The following is a 15732-nucleotide window of genomic DNA, read 5'->3' as shown; positions in this document are numbered from 1 at the left end:
TGCACTCTGACAATGAGTCGCGGCGTCTGTCAATCGTCGGAATGGGTGAGTTCGGGCACATCGGATGCCCCGGCGGAACCCCGGCCCGAAAGCGAGGGGTTTTCCATGAAGAACCGGTGGCAGCTGAACGGCGTTTCATCGGGGGCGACCTCGTGCCGGCGGAAGCTGCCGTCCGGCTGCATCACCCAGCTCTGGGCCACGTCGGCGAGGTTCGCGGTCATGATCTGGCTCACGATCTGCGCCTTCACGGTGGGGTTCGTCGCCTCCACCAGCGTTTCCACGCGCCGGTTCAGGTTGCGGCCCATCCAGTCCGCCGAGGAGAAGTAGACCTTGGCCTTCTTCGAGGGCAGCCCGTGGCCGTTGCCGAAGCAGACGATGCGGGAGTGTTCGAGGAAGCGCCCGACGATGGATTTCACCCGGATGTTCTCGGACAGCCCCTTGATGCCGGGGCGCAGGCCACAGATGCCGCGCACCACGAGGTTGATCTTCACACCGGCCTGGCTGGCGGCGTAGAGCGCGTCGATCACGTCGGGCTCGATGATCGCGTTCATCTTGGCCCAGATCTCCGCCGGTTTGCCCGCCGCCGCGAACTCGGCCTCGCGCTCGATGTTCTCGATCAGGGTGGATTTCAGCGTCAGCGGAGCGATGTTGAGGTTTTCGAGCGCAACCGGCTGCGCGTAGCCCGACAGGTAGTTGAACACCTTGGCCGCATCGCGCCCGAGGGCGTCGTCGCAGGTGAAGAAGCTGAGATCGGTGTAGATGCGCGCGGTGATCGGGTGGTAGTTGCCGGTGCCGAAATGGGAATAGGTCACCAGCCGGTTGCCCTCGCGGCGCACCACGCAGCTGATTTTGGCGTGGGTCTTGTAGTTGACGAAGCCGTAGACCACATGCGCACCGGCCCGTTCCAGCCGCCGGGACTGGTGGATGTTGGCGGCCTCGTCGAAGCGGGCCTTCAGCTCCACGAGGGCGGTGACGGACTTGCCGTTCTCGGCCGCTTCGCAGAGCGAGGCGACGATGGGCGAATTCTGGGAGGTGCGATAGAGCGTCTGCTTGATCGCCAGCACGTTGGGATCGCGCGCCGCCTGTTCGAGGAAGCGCACCACCATGTCGAAAGTTTCGTAGGGGTGGTGCAGCAGCATGTCCTTGTGCTTGATCGCGGCGAACATGTCGCCCTCGTGATCCTGCACGCGCTCGGGCACGCGGGGCGCGAAGGAGGGCCAGAGAAGCTCGCGCCGGTCGTCCAGCACCAGCTCCTTCAGATCGGCCACGCCGATCATCCCCTCGATCTCCACGACCTCGCCGTCGCCGACGGCGAGCTCTTCCATGATCATCGAACGCAGCGCCTCCGGGGCACCCGCCGATATCTTGAGCCGGATCACGTCGCCGCGGCGGCGCCGTTTCAGGGCCACCTCGAACTCGCGCACCAGATCCTCGGCCTCTTCCTCCACCTCCAGATCGCTGTCGCGCAGGACGCGGAAGGTGCAGTGGCCCTTCGTCTTGTAGCCGGGGAAGAGGCTGTCCAGGTGCAGCAGGAGCAGATCCTCCAACGGCAGAACCCGGTGTTCGCCCGCCTCCGAGGGCAGCACGACGAAGCGCTGGATCTGCTGCGGCACCGGCAGCAGCGCCTCAAGCGTGCGCTTGTCCTTCTTGCGCTCCAGTTGCAGCGCCAGCGCGAAGCCCGTGTTGGGGATGAAGGGGAAGGGGTGTGCCGGGTCGATCGCCATCGGCGTCAGGATCGGGAACACCTGCGTGAGGAAGTGCTCGGCAAGGAAGGCGCGGTCATCCTCGGTGAGTTCGCCGGCTTCGAGGATGAAGATGCGGTGTGCGTCGAGTTCGTCCTGCAGCGCGCTCCAGACTTCCTGCTGGTGCTGCATCAGCTTGCGGGCTTCCTCGTTGATCAGGGTGAGCTGCTCCGCCGGGGACAGCCCGTCGGCCGCCGGGGTGGTGTTGCCCTCGCGGTTCAGCTCGCGCAGGCCGGCCACGCGGACGGTGTAGAACTCGTCGAGGTTGGTGGCAGAGATCGACAGGAACCGCACGCGCTCCAGCAGCGGGACGCGCGGGTTCTCCGCCTCTTCCAGAACGCGCCAGTTGAAGGCAAGCCAGCTCAGCTCCCGGTTCATGAAGCGCTTCGGGCCGGTGAATTCTTCTTCCGGCAGGGTCACGGGCGCAGGGATCGGGCTGTGCAGAAAATCGGCTTGGGTCATGGGATTCTTATGAAAAACTCTTGTATCGCTATGATGACGCGGAGGCCGCCGGGCTGCAATGGCTCTCCAGCACGCGCGCCGCGAGCGGCCGCGTCACCGGCTGCCGGCGCGCCAGTGCGGCGGTATCCAGCGCCGTGACGAGATCGGCCGCGCTGCCGAGCGCGCGTTCCATCCGGCTCACGAGATAGGGGATCACCGCCGGGTCCAGCGGGGTCTGGCGGTCGTTGAAGAGTTTCAGCAGCACGGCGGAGAGCAGCGCGTCGTCCGGCGGCTCGATCTGGGTGATCGCGGTGCCCTGCATCCGGCTGGCCAGGTCCGGCAGGGCGATCGGCCAGCGGCTGGGCGGCGTCGAGCCGGTGACCAGCAGAGCGCTGCCCGAGGCCAGCGCGAGGTTGTGCAGGTGGAACAGGGCGGCCTCCGCCTCGGCGTCCCCGGCGATGTCGGGCACGTCTTCCACCACCACGGGGCCGGCGGCCAGGGCCTCGATGTTTTCCGCGGCCAGCCTGCGCGCGGGCACGATGCGCGCGCCGGTTTCGGCGGCGAACACATGGGCGAGGTGGGTCTTGCCGGTGCCGCGCGGGCCGACGAGGGCCATCTTGCCGTTCGGCCAGGCCTCCGGGGCGGCCAGCGTCGCCACGGCGACGGCATTGGCCGGCGAAATGAAGAAATCCTCCCGCCCGAGCGCGGGCTTGCTGTGCAGATCGAACGCGAGTTGTTCTGCCAAGGCTTACTCCGAGTCTTGCCCGGCCTGCCCCTTGTAGAGACGGCCGTTCTTGTATTCGGCGATGATGAAACGGGCGAGCACCCCCAGCGCGGCGGCCACCGGCACGGCGATCAGCATGCCGACGAAGCCGAAGAGCGCGCCGAAGGCGGAGAGCGCGAACAGCAGCCAGACGGGGTGCAGCCCCACGGAAGAGCCCACGAGCTTGGGCGTGAGCACGTTGCCCTCGATCATCTGGCCCGAGGCGAAGATCGCGGCGACGATGCCGATGTGCACCCAGTCGCCCCACCATTGGAACAGCGCCAGCCCGATGGCGAGCGCGCCACCCACGAGCGCACCGACGTAGGGGATGAAGGTGAGCGCCCCGGCGACGACGCCGACGACGAGGCCGAACTGCAGCCCGGCGATCATCAGGGCCACGGCGTAGTAGATGCCCAGGAGCAGGCAGACGGTGCCCTGTCCGCGCAGGAAGGAGGCGAGGGTCGCGTCGATCTCTCCGGCGAGCCGGCGGATCGTCGGGGCGTGATCGCGCGGCAGCAGGGTGTCGATCCGGGCGATCATGCGATCCCAGTCCAGAAGCAGGTAGAAAGCCACCACCGGCGCGACCACCAGCAGCACGATCACGTTGATGAGCGAGAAGGCGGTGCTCACCGCGGTGGAGAGCACCTCGCCGCCGTGCGCCTTGACCGCCTCGCCGATGGAAGCCAGCGACTGGCTGATGGTGGAGTTGTCGTTCAGGATCTGGGGGAAGTGCCGCACGAGGAAGGCGCGCAGGTCCGCGAACAACTCGGGCGCGGCGTTGAAGAGGGCGACCGTCTGCTCGATCAGCGTCGGCACGATCAGCAGGATCATCAGCGCGAAACCCACGAGCGCGAGCAGGGTGATCAGTGCGGTGGCCAGCGCGCGCGAGCAGCCCCAGGCTTCCAGCCGATCCGCGATCGGATCGAGGAAATAGGCGATGGCCGCACCGATGACGAAAGGCAGGATCACGTCGCCCAGTGCCCAGAGCACGGCGAAGATCGCGAGGGCGGTCAGGCCCCAGTAGGTTGTCTGTTCCTTGACGGTGAGCGCCATCGGCACGGCCTTTCGCTGGTTCCCGCGTGTCTGGCCGTTTGTCTGGCCGATTGGGGCCGCAAGTTCAAGCGCAAGCGGCCCCGCCGGGGCAATCCTGTCCATTGCGGCAGGCCCGCGATTGCCCTAAACCCGGCGCTGACCCGCGGTGCGGCGCACCGCATCATCCAATCCACCAAAGGGGCCCGCCATGCGCCTTTCCCGCTACTTCCTCCCGGTTCTCAAGGAGAACCCCTCCGAAGCCCAGATCGTTTCGCACCGCTACATGCTGCGCGCGGGCATGATCAAGCAATCCGCCGCCGGCATCTATTCCTGGCTGCCGCTCGGCTACAAGGTGCTGAAGAACATCGAGAAGATCGTCCACGAGGAGCAGATCCGCGCCGGCCACATCCCGATGCTGATGCCGACGCTGCAATCGGCGGATCTCTGGCGCGAATCCGGCCGCTACGACGACTACGGCCAGGAAATGCTGCGCATCAGCGACCGGCACGGCCGCGACATGCTCTACGGCCCCACCAACGAAGAGCTGATCACCGACATCTTCCGCAGCCACGTGGGCAGCTACAAGGATCTGCCGCTCACGCTCTACCACATCCAGTGGAAGTTCCGTGACGAGATACGCCCGCGCTTCGGCGTGATGCGGGGCCGCGAATTCCTGATGAAGGACGGCTACAACTTCGACCTCACCAAGGAAGACGCGCTGCACGCCTACAACCGCCACCTCGTCAGCTACCTGCGCAGCTACGAGCGCATGGGGCTGCAGGCGATCCCGATGCGCGCCGACGGCGGGCCGATTGGCGGCGACTATACCCACGAGTTCCTCGTGCTGGCCGAAACCGGCGAGAGCGAAGTCTTCTATGACAGCGAGATCACCGATCTGAAGTTCGGCAACCGCGAGATCGACTACGACAGCGTCGAGCAGTGCCAGGCGGTGCTGGAGGAGTTCACCTCGCGCTACGCGCGCACCGATGAAACCCACGACGAAGCCCTCTTCGCGCAGGTGCCCGAAGAGCGCCGCCGCGTCGCCCGCGGGATCGAGGTGGGCCAGATCTTCTACTTCGGCACCAAGTATTCCGAGCCGATGGGCGCCACCGTGGTGAACGAGAAGCAGGAGCGCGTGCCCGTCCACATGGGCAGCCACGGCATCGGCGTGAGCCGCCTCGTGGGGGCGATCATCGAGGCCAGCCACGACGACAAGGGCATCATCTGGCCGGAAGGGGTCACGCCGTTCCATGTGGGGATCGTCAACCTGAAGCAGGGCGACGCGGAAGCCGATGCCGCCTGCGAGGCGCTCTACAAGAGCTTCACCGCGCTGGGCCTCGAACCCCTCTACGACGATCGCAGCGAACGCGCCGGCGCCAAGTTCGCCACGATGGATCTCATCGGCCTGCCGTGGCGCATCACCGTCGGGCCGCGCGGCCTGAAGAACGGCGTCGTGGAACTCACCTGCCGCCGCACCGGCGAAAGCGAAGAGCTTGCACCCGAGATGGCCGTGGAGAAGGTCGCCGGGATCTACGCCGGGCTCTGATCCGGCCGGGAGCCGGACATCAGGCCGTCTTGGTGAAAATTCGGGCGCGCGGGGGCTTCCTTGCGCGCCCTTTCTCTTTTCGCATCCTTTGCCTGCCCCTTCGCCAGCCCTGAACGGGCCGAGGCTAGCGGTGCGGGGTGTCGTGGCTGGCGGCCATGGCCGCGTAGAAGGCCCGCAGGGATTTCGATACCTCGGCGGGAAAAGTGCCGTCCTCCCGCACGCAGGTGAGCCTGTCCACGCGGAACATGCGGAAATCCTCCCGGAGGTCGCACCAGGCCACCAGCGTCCAGACCTTGCCCCAGAACCAGAGGCCGAGGGGGCGGATGCGCCGCTCCGTGGCGGCGCCGGACTGATCCTCGTAGGCCACACGCAGCGCGGTGCGGCTTTCAGCGGCGGCTTCGAGGCGATCCAGCAGGGCGCGGGTTTCGGGGCTCAGATCGCCCGGGTTGCGGGCGTGCACGCGCACGGTCTCCACCTTTGCGCGCATGGCGGGCGGCAGCACCGCGTCGATCTTCACCAAGGCTTCCTCGGCGGCCAGCGCCATGGCCGCACCGCCCCATTCGCGCACCATCCGGGCGCCCGCCACCAGCGCCACCAGCTCGTCGCGGGTGAACATCAGCGGTGGCAGGTCGTATCCGGCCCGCATCACGTAGCCGACCCCGGCCTCCCCCTCGATGGGAACGCCGGAGCCGACCAGGTCGGCGATGTCGCGGTAGATTGTGCGCTCGCTGACTTCCAGCCGTTCGGCCAGCCGCGCCGCCGTCAGCAGCCGTCCGCCCCGCAGGGCCTGGACGATCCGGAACAGGCGGTCGGCGCGGCGCATGGCTCAGGCCGCCTCGAAAAGGCCGACGGAATTGCCGTCGGGATCGAGGATGTAGATGAACTGGCCGGCCGGAATGGTGATCGGCCCCATCACCCGCGTGCCGCCCGCTGCCTCGGCCCGCGCGGCGGCGGCCTCTGCGGTGTCGGGCACGGCCAGGTGCACGGTGGGGCCCGCGCCCTTGCCCGGCTTGCCGGGGTAGAGGTGACCCGCGACGGAGCTTTCCGTCATCGGGAAGAAGGCAACCGGGTTGGGGCCGGTTTCGTCGAGGGTGAGTTCCCAGTCCAGCACGGTGGCGTAGAAAACCATCGCGTCGGCAAGATTGCTCACGGGGATCTCGCACCAGACGAGGGCGTTTTCGGGGACTGTCGGCATGGCTCAAATCCTTTGCTCGGGGTTGGCGATGCCGCCGTTGTGCCACAGCCCCCCTGACAGCATAGTGTCAGGAGCCTGTCAGGGGGAGAAGGATTTCATCCGCCGGCCAGCCCGAACCAGCCGTTCACCCGCCGGCGCACCGCCGGGCCGGCGGTGGCGATCACCGCGAAGGCGATGGGCCAGGCCAGCGCCCAGGCCGCGAGCCAGTCGCCCAGGAACCCCGCGCCGAAGCCGAGCGCCTTCCACGTGGCCACGCAGGTGACGATGAAGCTCATCAGCCCCGAGGTGAGAGCGCAGAACGCGAGGTGGGCGGCGAGGGCGCGGTTCATTCCAGCTCCAGTTCGTCCGACGGAATGATCGGAAAGAAGCAGCCGCCCGACCAGACGCCGAACCACATGCGCCCTTCGTGCTGGCGGTGTTCGCCCAGTTCCACCAGCCGGTAGAAGCTCTTGCGATCGATCAGCGCTTCGAGGTTGGCGCGCACCAGCACGTAGGGCGAGGGCTCGCCCGTCTCCGGATCCCGCACCACCCGGATCGGGTGCTCCGCATCGGCCGTCACCACGTCGTCCACATGGGTGCGGAAGGTGAGCCGCTGCTCTGGGCCGTCGCCCTCCGCTTCGAAATCCACCGCCACGAAGGGGGCGTCTTCGACGGTGATCCCGACCTTCTCTACCGGGGTGACGAGGAAATAATCCTCGCCGTCCTTGCGCAGGATCGAGGAGAAGAGCTTCACCAGCCCCATGCGGCCGATCGGCGTGCCGAGGTAGAACCACGTGCCGTCGCGCGCGATGCGCATGTCCAGATCGCCGCAGAAGGGCGGATTCCACAGGTGGACCGGCGGCGGCCCCTTCTTGGTGGCGGCCCTCGCGGCGGCGGCCAGCGTGTCGGCGGTGGGTTTCACGATGTTTTCATCTTCCATCGGTTTTGCCATTTGTGCTGCGCAGATTATCGTCCTTTAATAGCTCATATAGCGCCCAGAGGAGACATGCCATGCCCCAGCCCGAAGACCTCGTCTCGGAGATCGAAGCCCTCGGGGGCCAGCTTGCGGCTGCGAAAGCCAGCATTTCCAAGCGGTTGATCGGGCAGGAAAGCGTGGTGGACCTGACGCTCGCCTCGCTTCTGTGCGGCGGTCACGCGCTGCTGATCGGCCTGCCCGGGCTCGGGAAGACGCGTCTGGTGGAGACGCTTTCCACCGTCATGGGGCTCGAAGGATCGCGCGTTCAGTTCACGCCGGACCTGATGCCCGCCGACATCCTCGGCTCGGAGGTGCTGGAGAAGAAGAAGGGCGGGGAGCGGGAGTTCCGCTTCATCGAAGGCCCGATCTTCTGCCAGCTCCTGATGGCGGATGAGATCAACCGGGCCAGCCCGAGGACGCAATCGGCCCTGCTTCAGGCGATGCAGGAGAAGAAGGTGACGATCGCCGGCGAGGAGCGCCCGCTCGGCGCGCCCTTCCACGTGCTGGCGACCCAGAACCCGATCGAACAGGAGGGCACCTATCCGCTGCCGGAGGCCCAGCTTGACCGCTTCCTCGTGCAGATCGACGTGGACTACCCCGACCGCGACACCGAGCGCGCCATCATCCTGGCGACGACCGGGGTGGAGGAAGCCGAGGCGGAGGCCGTCTTCACCGCCGAAGAGCTTCTGGCGGCGCAACGGCTGCTGCGCCGGATGCCGGTGGGCGATGCCGTGGTGGAGATGATCCTGGATCTGGTCCGGGCCTGCCGCCCGGATGATCCGGATGCCCCCGAGGTCGTGCGCGAGAACGTGGCCTGGGGGCCGGGGCCGCGGGCGGCGCAGGCGCTGATGCTCACCGTGCGCGCCGAGGCGCTGTTGAACGGGCGGCTGGTGCCCTCGCCGGAGGACGTGCTGCGCATGGCGCGCCCGGTGCTCTCGCACCGCATGGCGCTTTCCTTCGCGGCCCGCGCGCGCGGGCTGGAGCTTTCGCAGGTGATCGCGGAAGTGGCCGAACGGGTGTCCGGCACCGAGGCCGCCGCGTGAGAGCCCCTCGCGCCCTGCGCCGGACGGCGGCGGAGATCGCCGCGCCGTTTCCGCCCCTTCTGGCGGATGCGGAGCGCCTCGCCGCGACGGTGCTTCTGGGCGAACACGGCCGCCGGCGGGCCGGCCTTGGCGATGAATTCTGGCAATACCGCCCCGCCGTCGAGGGCGACGAAGCCCGGCTGGTGGACTGGCGCCGTTCGGCGAAATCCGATGTGCATTTTATCCGCCAGCGCGAATGGCAGGCGGCGCAGAGCGTGATGTTCTGGATCGACAATGCCCGCGCGATGGATTTCACCTCGGCCGAGGCCTTCCCGCGCAAGATCTCGCGGGCGCGGACCTTGGCGCTGGCGCTCTCCATCCTCTTGGTGCGCGCCGGCGAGCGCGTGGGGCTGACCACATCGGATCATCCACCGCGTTCGGGCGAAGCGCAACTGCTGCGGCTGGCCGAAGAGCTTCTGGGTGAGGGCGAGGGCCGGGAATACGGCGCGCCGGAAACCCGCGGGATGCGGCCCCATTCCACCGCGATCTTCTTTTCGGATTTCCTCGGCCCCTTCGGCGGAATCGAAGAGGCCGTCGCCCGCGCCGCCGACAGGGACGTGCGCGGCGTGTTGTTCCAGGTTCTGGATCCGCAGGAGGAGAGCTTCCCCTTCGATGGGCGCACCATCTTCGAAAGCGTGGGCGGCACGATGCGCCACGAAACCCGCAGGGCGGGCGATCTGCGCGCGCGCTACCTCGAAAGGCTGGCGGCACGGCGCGATGCGCTCTCGGCCCTGTGCCGCGCCACCGGCTGGCAGATGCATGTCCACCACACCGATCAGCCCGGGCAGGCGGCGCTTCTGTGGCTGCATGAAGCGCTGCAGAGGGGGCGGCGCTGATGCTGGTTCTGGGCCCCATCGGCTTCACCGCGCCCTGGCTCCTGCTGGGGCTGCTGGTGCTGCCCGTCCTGTGGATCCTGCTGCGCGTGGTGCCGCCGGCGCCGATCCGCCGCCGGTTCCCCGGTGTCGTCCTGCTTCTGGGGCTCAAGGACGAGGAAAGCGAAACGGATCGCACGCCCTGGTGGCTGCTGCTCTTGCGGCTGGCCGCGGTGGCGGCGCTCATCCTCGGCTTTTCCGGCCCGGTTCTGAACCCCCAGCCGCAGCGGGCGGGCGAGGGGCCGCTGCTGATCGTGATGGACGGCACATGGGCCTCCGCGCAGGCCTGGCCGCGCCGTATCCAGCGCGCCGAAGCCCTGCTGGAGGAGGCCGGGCGTGCCGGGCGCTCGGTGGCCGTGGTCACCCTGACCGAACTTCCGCCTGCCGGCGATCTGCCCTTCCAATCCGCGGATGCGTGGAAGAACCGCCTTGCCGGCGTTTCGCCGAAGGCGCACGCACCCTCCGCTGCGGCGCTGGCGGACTGGGGGCTGGCCCTGCCGCAGGTGGATTTCGAAACCTACTGGATTTCCGACGGGCTGGCCCGCGAGGGGCGCGAGACCCTGCTGGCGGCCCTGCAGACGCGCGGCGCGGTGACGGTGTTCCAGCCGCCCACGGCGAGCCTCGGCCTGCGCCCGGCCATCTACGCCGACGGGGTGATCGAGATTACCGTCCTGCGGGATCTGACGGCCGTGGCGCAATCGGTTTCCGTCGCCGCGATCGGGCTGGACCCGGCGGGCACGGAACGCGCGCTTGCCAGCGGCACGGCGACCTTCGACGCCGGTGCCGGCGAGGCGGTGGTCACGCTGGCGCTGCCGCCGGAGCTGCGCAACCGCGTGTCCCGCTTCACGGTCGCCGGCGTGCGCTCCGCCGGCGCGGTGGCCCTGACGGATGACGCCCTGAAACGCCGCGAAGTGGCGCTGATCGCGGGCCGCGAGGATCGCGAAGGGCTCGAACTGCTGTCGCCGCTGCATTACCTGCGGCAGGCGCTCGCGCCCACGGCGGATCTGCTGGAAGGCGGGCTGACCGAACTGCTGCCCGCCAACCCGGACGCGATCATCCTCGCCGACGTGGCCACGCTCGCGCCGGCCGAGGCGGCGGCGCTTCTGGATTGGGTGGAGGCCGGGGGGCTGCTGCTGCGCTTCGCCGGCCCCCGCCTGGCGGCGAGCGACGTGAGCCGCGCCGAAGAAGATCCGCTGATGCCGGTGCGCCTGCGAGAGGGCGGCCGCACGGTGGGCGGCGCCATGAGCTGGGGTGCCCCCAAACGGCTGCGCGCCTTCACCGACGGCTCGCCCTTCTTCGGACTGCCGGTGCCTCGGGAGGTGGAGGTGAGCGCGCAGGTGCTGGCGCAGCCGGATCCCGAACTCGCCAGCCGCACCATCGCCGTGCTCGAAGACGGCACCCCGCTCGTCACCCGCAAGCCGCTCGGTGACGGGCAGGTCGTGCTCTTCCACGTCACCGCCAATGCGGAATGGTCCAGCCTGCCGCTCTCGGGGCTTTTCGTGCAGATGCTGGAGCGGCTCGCCGTGTCCACCCGGCCCGACCGCCCCTCCGCCGAGGATCTGGCCGGCACCAGCTGGCAGCCCGTGCGCGTGCTGGATGCCTTCGGCGGCTTCGCCGAGGCCGGGGCGCTGGCGGGCGTCGCCGGGGAAGTGCTCGCGGCGGGCCAGGCCGGCCCGACCTCCCCGCCGGGGCTCTATGCATCGGGCGATCGCGCCATCGCGCTGAACGTTCTCGGCCCCGAGGCCACGCTTGCGCGGGCCGAATGGCCCGTCGGCGTGCCTGTCGAAGGGCTTGCCGTGGCCCGGGAATTCGGCCTCAAGGGGCCGCTTCTGGCCGCCGCGCTCGCGCTGCTGCTGCTGGACATCCTTGCCTCGCTGCTCGTGGGCGGGCGGCTCTCCGGGCTGCTGTCGCGCGGCACGCGCACGGCGGCCTTCCTGCTGGCCGCGGGGCTGGGCGCGCTGTTCCTGCAAGCGAGCCCGCTTGCGGCGCAGCAGGCGGAGGCCCCGGCACAGGCGGCGCCTTCCGAGGCGGCCGAGGCGCTGGCCCTCGCCGCCACCCGTGACGTGGTTCTGGCCCATGTCGTGACCGGCGATCCGGCGCTCGACCGCGTGGCGCAGGCCGGCCTGCGCGGCCTGGGGCGCACGCTGCGGCAGCGCACGGCGATCGAGCCGGCCGAGCCGATCGCGGTGAACCTCGAAACCGACGAACTGGCCTTCTTCCCCTTCCTCTACTGGCCCGTTTCGGAAAACCAGCCGCTGCCCAGCGACGAAGCCTACGCCAAGCTCAACCGCTACCTGCGCACGGGCGGGATGATCCTGTTCGATACGCGCGATGCCGATGTCTCGGGCTACGCCGGCCAGACGCCGCAGGCCCGCCGCCTGCAACAGCTGGCCGCGCCGCTGGACATCCCGCCGCTGGAGCAGATCCCGGCGGATCACGTCCTGACCCGCACCTTCTACCTGTTGCAGGATTTCCCCGGCCGCCACGCCGGCCGGGAGGTCTGGGTGGAGGCCGCGCCGCCGGACGCGGTGCAGATCGAGGGCATGCCCTTCCGCAATCTCAATGACGGCGTGACCCCGGTGGTGATCGGGGGCAACGACTGGGCGTCCGCCTGGGCCATCGACGAGAGCGGCAACCGCCTGTTCCCGGTGGGCCGGGGCTTCGGCGGCGAGATGCAGCGTGAGATCGCCCTGCGCTTCGGCGTGAACCTCGTGATGCACGTGCTCACGGGCAACTACAAATCCGATCAGGTCCACGTGCCTGCGCTACTGGACAGGCTGGGGCAATGATGACGGCAGACCGGATCCTTTTCGACGCCCTCGTGCCTTGGCCCCTGATCTGGGCCGGCGCGGCGCTTCTGGTGGCGCTTCTCCTCTTCGCCGCCTACCGCGGCCTCTCGGGCTGGTGGCTGCGCGCTTTCGGCGGGGCCGTGCTGCTGCTGGCGCTTGCCAACCCGTCCCTTCAGACCGAGGAGCGCGACCCGCTGGACGACATCGCGCTGGTGATCGAAGATCGCAGCGCCAGCCAGGGCATCGGGGGGCGGCCCGCGCAGATGGATGCCGCCGCCGCGCAGCTGGAGGCCGCCCTTGACGCGCGCCCCGGCACCGAGACGCGCCGCGTCGTCGTCGGTGATGGCGAGGACAACAGCGGCACCCGCCTGATGGGCGCGCTGGCGCAGGCGATGGCCGATCTGCCGGACGCGCGGCTGGCCGGTGTCTTCCTGCTGACGGACGGGCAGGTGCATGACGCCGATCTCCAGCCGGCGGTGCCCGCGCCGGTGCATGTGCTGCTCACCGGGGAACCCGAGGACTGGGATCGCCGCCTCGCGGTGCGCAATGCCCCGGCCTTCGGCATCCTCGGCGAAGAGATCATCCTCACGCTGCGGGTGGAGGATCAGGGCGCGGTTCCCGAAGATGTCCAGGGGCTTTCGCAGCTTGAAATCTCCGTGGACGGCGAGCCGCCGGTGACGGTGCGCGTGCCCACGGGGCGCGATCTGGAACTGCCCATCACCCTCGCGCATGGCGGGCTGAACGTGGTGCAGATCACGGTGCCCGAGGCCGAGGGCGAGCTGACCACCCGCAACAACAGCGCGGTGGTGCAGATCAACGGTGTGCGCGACAGGCTGCGCGTGCTTCTGGTTTCGGGCGAGCCGCATCCGGGCGAGCGCACGTGGCGCAACCTGCTGAAATCCGACAGCTCGGTGGATCTCGTCCATTTCACCATCCTGCGCCCGCCCGAGAAGCAGGACGGCGTGCCGGTATCGGAGCTTTCGCTCATCGCCTTCCCGACGCGGGAGCTGTTTCTCGACAAGATCGACGAGTTCGACCTGATCATCTTCGACCGTTACAAGCGGCGCGGGATCCTGCCGGGGCTCTACCTCGACAACGTGGCCCGCTACGTGGAGGAGGGCGGCGCCGTGCTGCTCGCCGCCGGGCCGGATTTCGCCTCCGCCGACAGCCTGTTCCACTCCGGGCTCGCCAACGTGCTGCCCGGCGCCCCCACCGCGCGCGTGATCGAGGAGGGATACCGCCCCGCGATCACCGAAATGGGCCAGCGCCACCCGGTGACGGAAGGGCTGGACGCGCCCTATCTCGATGCCGAGGGCACGCCGGCCTGGGGGCGCTGGTTCCGCCTCGTGGATCTCGATCCGCTGGCGGGCACCACGGTGATGGAAGGCATCGACGGGCGGCCGCTGCTGATGCTGGATCGCGTGGGCGAAGGGCGCGTGGCGCTGCTGGCGTCGGATCACGCCTGGCTCTGGAGCCGGGGGTTCGAAGGCGGCGGGCCGCAGCTCGAACTGCTGCGCCGGCTGGCCCATTGGATGATGAAGGAGCCCGAACTCGAGGAAGAGGCCCTCTGGGCCGAGGCCAACGGGCAGGAAATGACGATCGTGCGCCGCACGCTTGGCGAGGAGATCGGCGAGGTCGAGATCACCAACCCGTCCGGCGAAACCGAGCGCCTCGGGCTTCAGCAGGTGGCGCCGGGGCGCTACGAAGGCACCTACGTGGGGGCTGACATCGGGCTCTACCGGTTGAAGGAGGCCGAGCTGGAAAGCGTGGTTGCGTTGGGGCCGGCGGCGCCCCGCGAGTTCGAGCAGACGATCGCTTCGGCGGAACCGCTCGCCGCCCTGGTGGATGCCGGGAACGGGGGCGCCGTGGCGCTTTCGGCCGGGATGCCGGGCCTGCGCGACGTGCGTCCGGGCCGGCCTGCGGCCGGGCGCGGCTGGCTGGGGCTGACCCCGCGCAACGCCTACTTGACGACCGACGTGCGGGTCGCGCCGCTCTTGCCGGCGTGGCTGTTCCTGCTGCTGACCGGTCTGCTGGCGATCGCCGCCTGGCTCTACGAGGGCCGCAGGGCGCGGCGTGCCGGCGCCGCGTGACGGCGCGGACTACTCCCCCAGATCGAGCCAGAAGCCGACCTTGCCCCAACCATCCCGGTTGCAGCGCGCCTGGATCCCCACACGTTTGATGCCTTCTTGAAGGGCAACGCCGCCGAGGGAACGGGTGAACGGCTGTTCAGTGACATGAGGATGCAGAAGTTCGCGCGTTGCCAGCACCGTGCCGTCTTCGGCCACGACGCGCCAGCCGTCGGCGTAGTGATCCCACCCGGTATCGGGGTGGCTCAGGGTGACGGAAAACCGCCAGCCGGCCCCATCGCGAATCGCCGTTGCGCCTTCGACGACCGGGATGTCGGCCCGGGCGGTCAGCGCCGGGCAGAGCAGGCAGGCGATCAGGGCGGCGCGCATCATTCGACCGGCTCCTGCGCGAGGGTTCCGAGCCCTTCTTCCAGCACCTGCCGCGAATGGGAGGAAAACTCCCGCCGCCACAGGAAGGCGAGAGTCAGCGCGGTGGCGCAGAGCAGCGCCCAGGCGCCCAGCAGCCAGGTCAGCGCCGCCAGCGCGAAATAGATCGAGCGCAGGCCCCGGTTGTAGCTGCGGGCGGCGGAGATGTTCAGTTCGGCGGCCTGATCGGCCCGCCGGTAGACGGAGGGATCCTCGGGATCGTTGGGCACCGCCGCCATGACGACGGCGCAGTAGCCGAAGACGCGATGGGCCCAGACGAATTTCAGGAAGGCATTGACGACGAAGATAAGCGCCATGCCGATCTTGACCTCCCATACGATGTCGGGCGCGGTTTCGAAGGTGAAATCCGCCGCCACGCCGGAGAGCCGTTCGGTGTTGCCGATCAGCGCCAGCCCGCCGCCGAGGGCGATCATGCAGGCCGAGGCGAAGAAGGTCGTGCCCTGCCGCAGCGACGACAGGATGGTGGCGTCGAAGATGCGCGGCTGGCGGGTGACGAACTGGCGCATCCATTCGCGGCGGTAGCGGCGCATCAGCACCGAAACCGAAGGGTTGTGGCTGCGGGCGTTGTCCACGAGCAAGCCGATGCCGAGCCAGCCGCCCCAGATCAGGAGAACGGCGGCCAGATCCAGGGGGCCGAAATAGGCGAGGGTCTTCGAAAGCGTCATGGCGCCACGTTAGGTCGTGAACTCATAAACGGGATTCCGTTTTTGGCGGTGTGATGATTCACTTTCGGAAACGGAGGTGAGCATGACGGGCAGACACGATGTGAGCGATGCGGAATGGGCGGTGATCTCGCCGCTGT

At 68.9% G+C, this 15732-nt stretch carries 14 protein-coding genes; 5 read left to right on the top strand and 9 right to left on the bottom strand.

All coding sequences use genetic code 11. The features are described 5' to 3' along the window. Positions 1-29 precede the first annotated feature (29 nt). From PSA7680_RS09620 to PSA7680_RS09610, 3 genes are read right to left on the bottom strand one after another with little or no spacing between them, the layout of a single operon-like run. Positions 30-2204 carry an RNA degradosome polyphosphate kinase gene (locus PSA7680_RS09620; protein WP_085868502.1) on the bottom strand — a complete coding sequence of 725 codons (2175 nt, stop codon included), beginning with the start codon at positions 2202-2204 and terminating at the stop codon, positions 30-32. 28 nt (positions 2205-2232) lie between these two features. Next, complete coding sequence (locus PSA7680_RS09615) at positions 2233-2928, bottom strand: AAA family ATPase (protein WP_085868501.1); 696 nt, start codon at positions 2926-2928, stop codon at positions 2233-2235. A 3-nt stretch (positions 2929-2931) separates the two neighbouring features. Next, positions 2932-3999: an AI-2E family transporter gene (locus PSA7680_RS09610; protein ID WP_085868500.1), complete on the bottom strand. Its 1068-nt coding sequence runs from the start codon at positions 3997-3999 to the stop codon at positions 2932-2934. Between the two features lie 187 nt (positions 4000-4186). Between PSA7680_RS09610 and proS the strand changes: the two genes are divergently transcribed. Next, positions 4187-5524, top strand: coding sequence for a proline--tRNA ligase (gene proS / locus PSA7680_RS09605; RefSeq protein ID WP_085868499.1), 1338 nt, complete (start codon positions 4187-4189; stop codon positions 5522-5524). A 124-nt stretch (positions 5525-5648) separates the two neighbouring features. Here proS and PSA7680_RS09600 read toward each other — a convergent pair whose 3' ends face one another. From PSA7680_RS09600 to PSA7680_RS09585, 4 genes are all read right to left on the bottom strand, one after another. Next, on the bottom strand, positions 5649-6347 hold the full coding sequence (locus PSA7680_RS09600) for a helix-turn-helix transcriptional regulator (protein ID WP_085868498.1): 699 nt from the start codon (positions 6345-6347) through the stop codon (positions 5649-5651). 3 nt (positions 6348-6350) lie between these two features. Beyond that, positions 6351-6719, bottom strand: a complete 369-nt coding sequence (locus PSA7680_RS09595) for a VOC family protein (protein ID WP_085868497.1) — start codon at positions 6717-6719, stop codon at positions 6351-6353. Positions 6720-6814: 95 nt separating this feature from the next. Next, positions 6815-7048, bottom strand: a complete 234-nt coding sequence (locus tag PSA7680_RS09590) for a DUF2798 domain-containing protein (RefSeq protein ID WP_085868496.1) — start codon at positions 7046-7048, stop codon at positions 6815-6817. After that, on the bottom strand, positions 7045-7638 hold the full coding sequence (locus tag PSA7680_RS09585) for a DUF1285 domain-containing protein (protein WP_085868495.1): 594 nt from the start codon (positions 7636-7638) through the stop codon (positions 7045-7047). Before PSA7680_RS09585 ends, PSA7680_RS09590 begins: the two co-directional genes overlap by 4 nt. Positions 7639-7709: 71 nt before the next feature. On the opposite strand from PSA7680_RS09585, the gene PSA7680_RS09580 reads away from it, so the two are divergent. From PSA7680_RS09580 to PSA7680_RS09565, 4 genes are read left to right on the top strand one after another with little or no spacing between them, the layout of a single operon-like run. Next, positions 7710-8717: an AAA family ATPase gene (locus PSA7680_RS09580; protein ID WP_085868494.1), complete on the top strand. Its 1008-nt coding sequence runs from the start codon at positions 7710-7712 to the stop codon at positions 8715-8717. Further along, positions 8714-9592: a DUF58 domain-containing protein gene (locus PSA7680_RS09575; protein WP_085868493.1), complete on the top strand. Its 879-nt coding sequence runs from the start codon at positions 8714-8716 to the stop codon at positions 9590-9592. Before PSA7680_RS09580 ends, PSA7680_RS09575 begins: the two co-directional genes overlap by 4 nt. Next, a complete protein-coding gene (locus PSA7680_RS09570) occupies positions 9592-12417 on the top strand; it encodes a DUF4159 domain-containing protein (RefSeq protein WP_085868492.1) in 2826 nt (941 codons plus the stop codon). Before PSA7680_RS09575 ends, PSA7680_RS09570 begins: the two co-directional genes overlap by 1 nt. Next, the gene (locus PSA7680_RS09565) at positions 12417-14507 is read left to right on the top strand and encodes a hypothetical protein (RefSeq protein ID WP_085868491.1); all 2091 of its coding nucleotides are present in this window, start codon (positions 12417-12419) and stop codon (positions 14505-14507) included. The genes PSA7680_RS09570 and PSA7680_RS09565 overlap by 1 nt, the downstream gene beginning before the upstream one ends. Positions 14508-14516: 9 nt before the next feature. On the opposite strand, the gene PSA7680_RS09560 is transcribed toward PSA7680_RS09565, so the two are convergent. After that, on the bottom strand, positions 14517-14876 hold the full coding sequence (locus PSA7680_RS09560; protein WP_085868490.1) for a hypothetical protein: 360 nt from the start codon (positions 14874-14876) through the stop codon (positions 14517-14519). Then, on the bottom strand, positions 14873-15595 hold the full coding sequence (locus tag PSA7680_RS09555) for a DUF599 domain-containing protein (RefSeq protein WP_085868489.1): 723 nt from the start codon (positions 15593-15595) through the stop codon (positions 14873-14875). The genes PSA7680_RS09560 and PSA7680_RS09555 overlap by 4 nt, the downstream gene beginning before the upstream one ends. Between the last annotated feature and the right edge of the window lie 137 nt (positions 15596-15732).

Source organism: Pseudoruegeria aquimaris, from assembly GCF_900172235.1.
Lineage (GTDB): Bacteria > Pseudomonadota > Alphaproteobacteria > Rhodobacterales > Rhodobacteraceae > Pseudoruegeria > Pseudoruegeria aquimaris.
Note: the sequence above shows the minus strand (reverse complement) of the source record. Positions and strands in the feature narration are given on the sequence as shown.

Bases quoted from the DNA above. Each gene is read 5' to 3' on its own strand.
- PSA7680_RS09620 (WP_085868502.1), bottom strand. From the start codon at position 2,204: ATGACCCAAGCCGATTTTCTGCACAGCCCGATCCCTGCGCCCGTGACC.
- PSA7680_RS09610 (WP_085868500.1), bottom strand. From the start codon at position 3,999: ATGGCGCTCACCGTCAAGGAACAGACAACCTACTGGGGCCTGACCGCC.
- proS (WP_085868499.1), top strand. From the start codon at position 4,187: ATGCGCCTTTCCCGCTACTTCCTCCCGGTTCTCAAGGAGAACCCCTCC.
- PSA7680_RS09600 (WP_085868498.1), bottom strand. From the start codon at position 6,347: ATGCGCCGCGCCGACCGCCTGTTCCGGATCGTCCAGGCCCTGCGGGGC.
- PSA7680_RS09595 (WP_085868497.1), bottom strand. From the start codon at position 6,719: ATGCCGACAGTCCCCGAAAACGCCCTCGTCTGGTGCGAGATCCCCGTG.
- PSA7680_RS09590 (WP_085868496.1), bottom strand. From the start codon at position 7,048: ATGAACCGCGCCCTCGCCGCCCACCTCGCGTTCTGCGCTCTCACCTCG.
- PSA7680_RS09585 (WP_085868495.1), bottom strand. From the start codon at position 7,638: ATGGAAGATGAAAACATCGTGAAACCCACCGCCGACACGCTGGCCGCC.
- PSA7680_RS09580 (WP_085868494.1), top strand. From the start codon at position 7,710: ATGCCCCAGCCCGAAGACCTCGTCTCGGAGATCGAAGCCCTCGGGGGC.
- PSA7680_RS09570 (WP_085868492.1), top strand. From the start codon at position 9,592: ATGCTGGTTCTGGGCCCCATCGGCTTCACCGCGCCCTGGCTCCTGCTG.
- PSA7680_RS09565 (WP_085868491.1), top strand. From the start codon at position 12,417: ATGACGGCAGACCGGATCCTTTTCGACGCCCTCGTGCCTTGGCCCCTG.
- PSA7680_RS09560 (WP_085868490.1), bottom strand. From the start codon at position 14,876: ATGATGCGCGCCGCCCTGATCGCCTGCCTGCTCTGCCCGGCGCTGACC.
- PSA7680_RS09555 (WP_085868489.1), bottom strand. From the start codon at position 15,595: ATGACGCTTTCGAAGACCCTCGCCTATTTCGGCCCCCTGGATCTGGCC.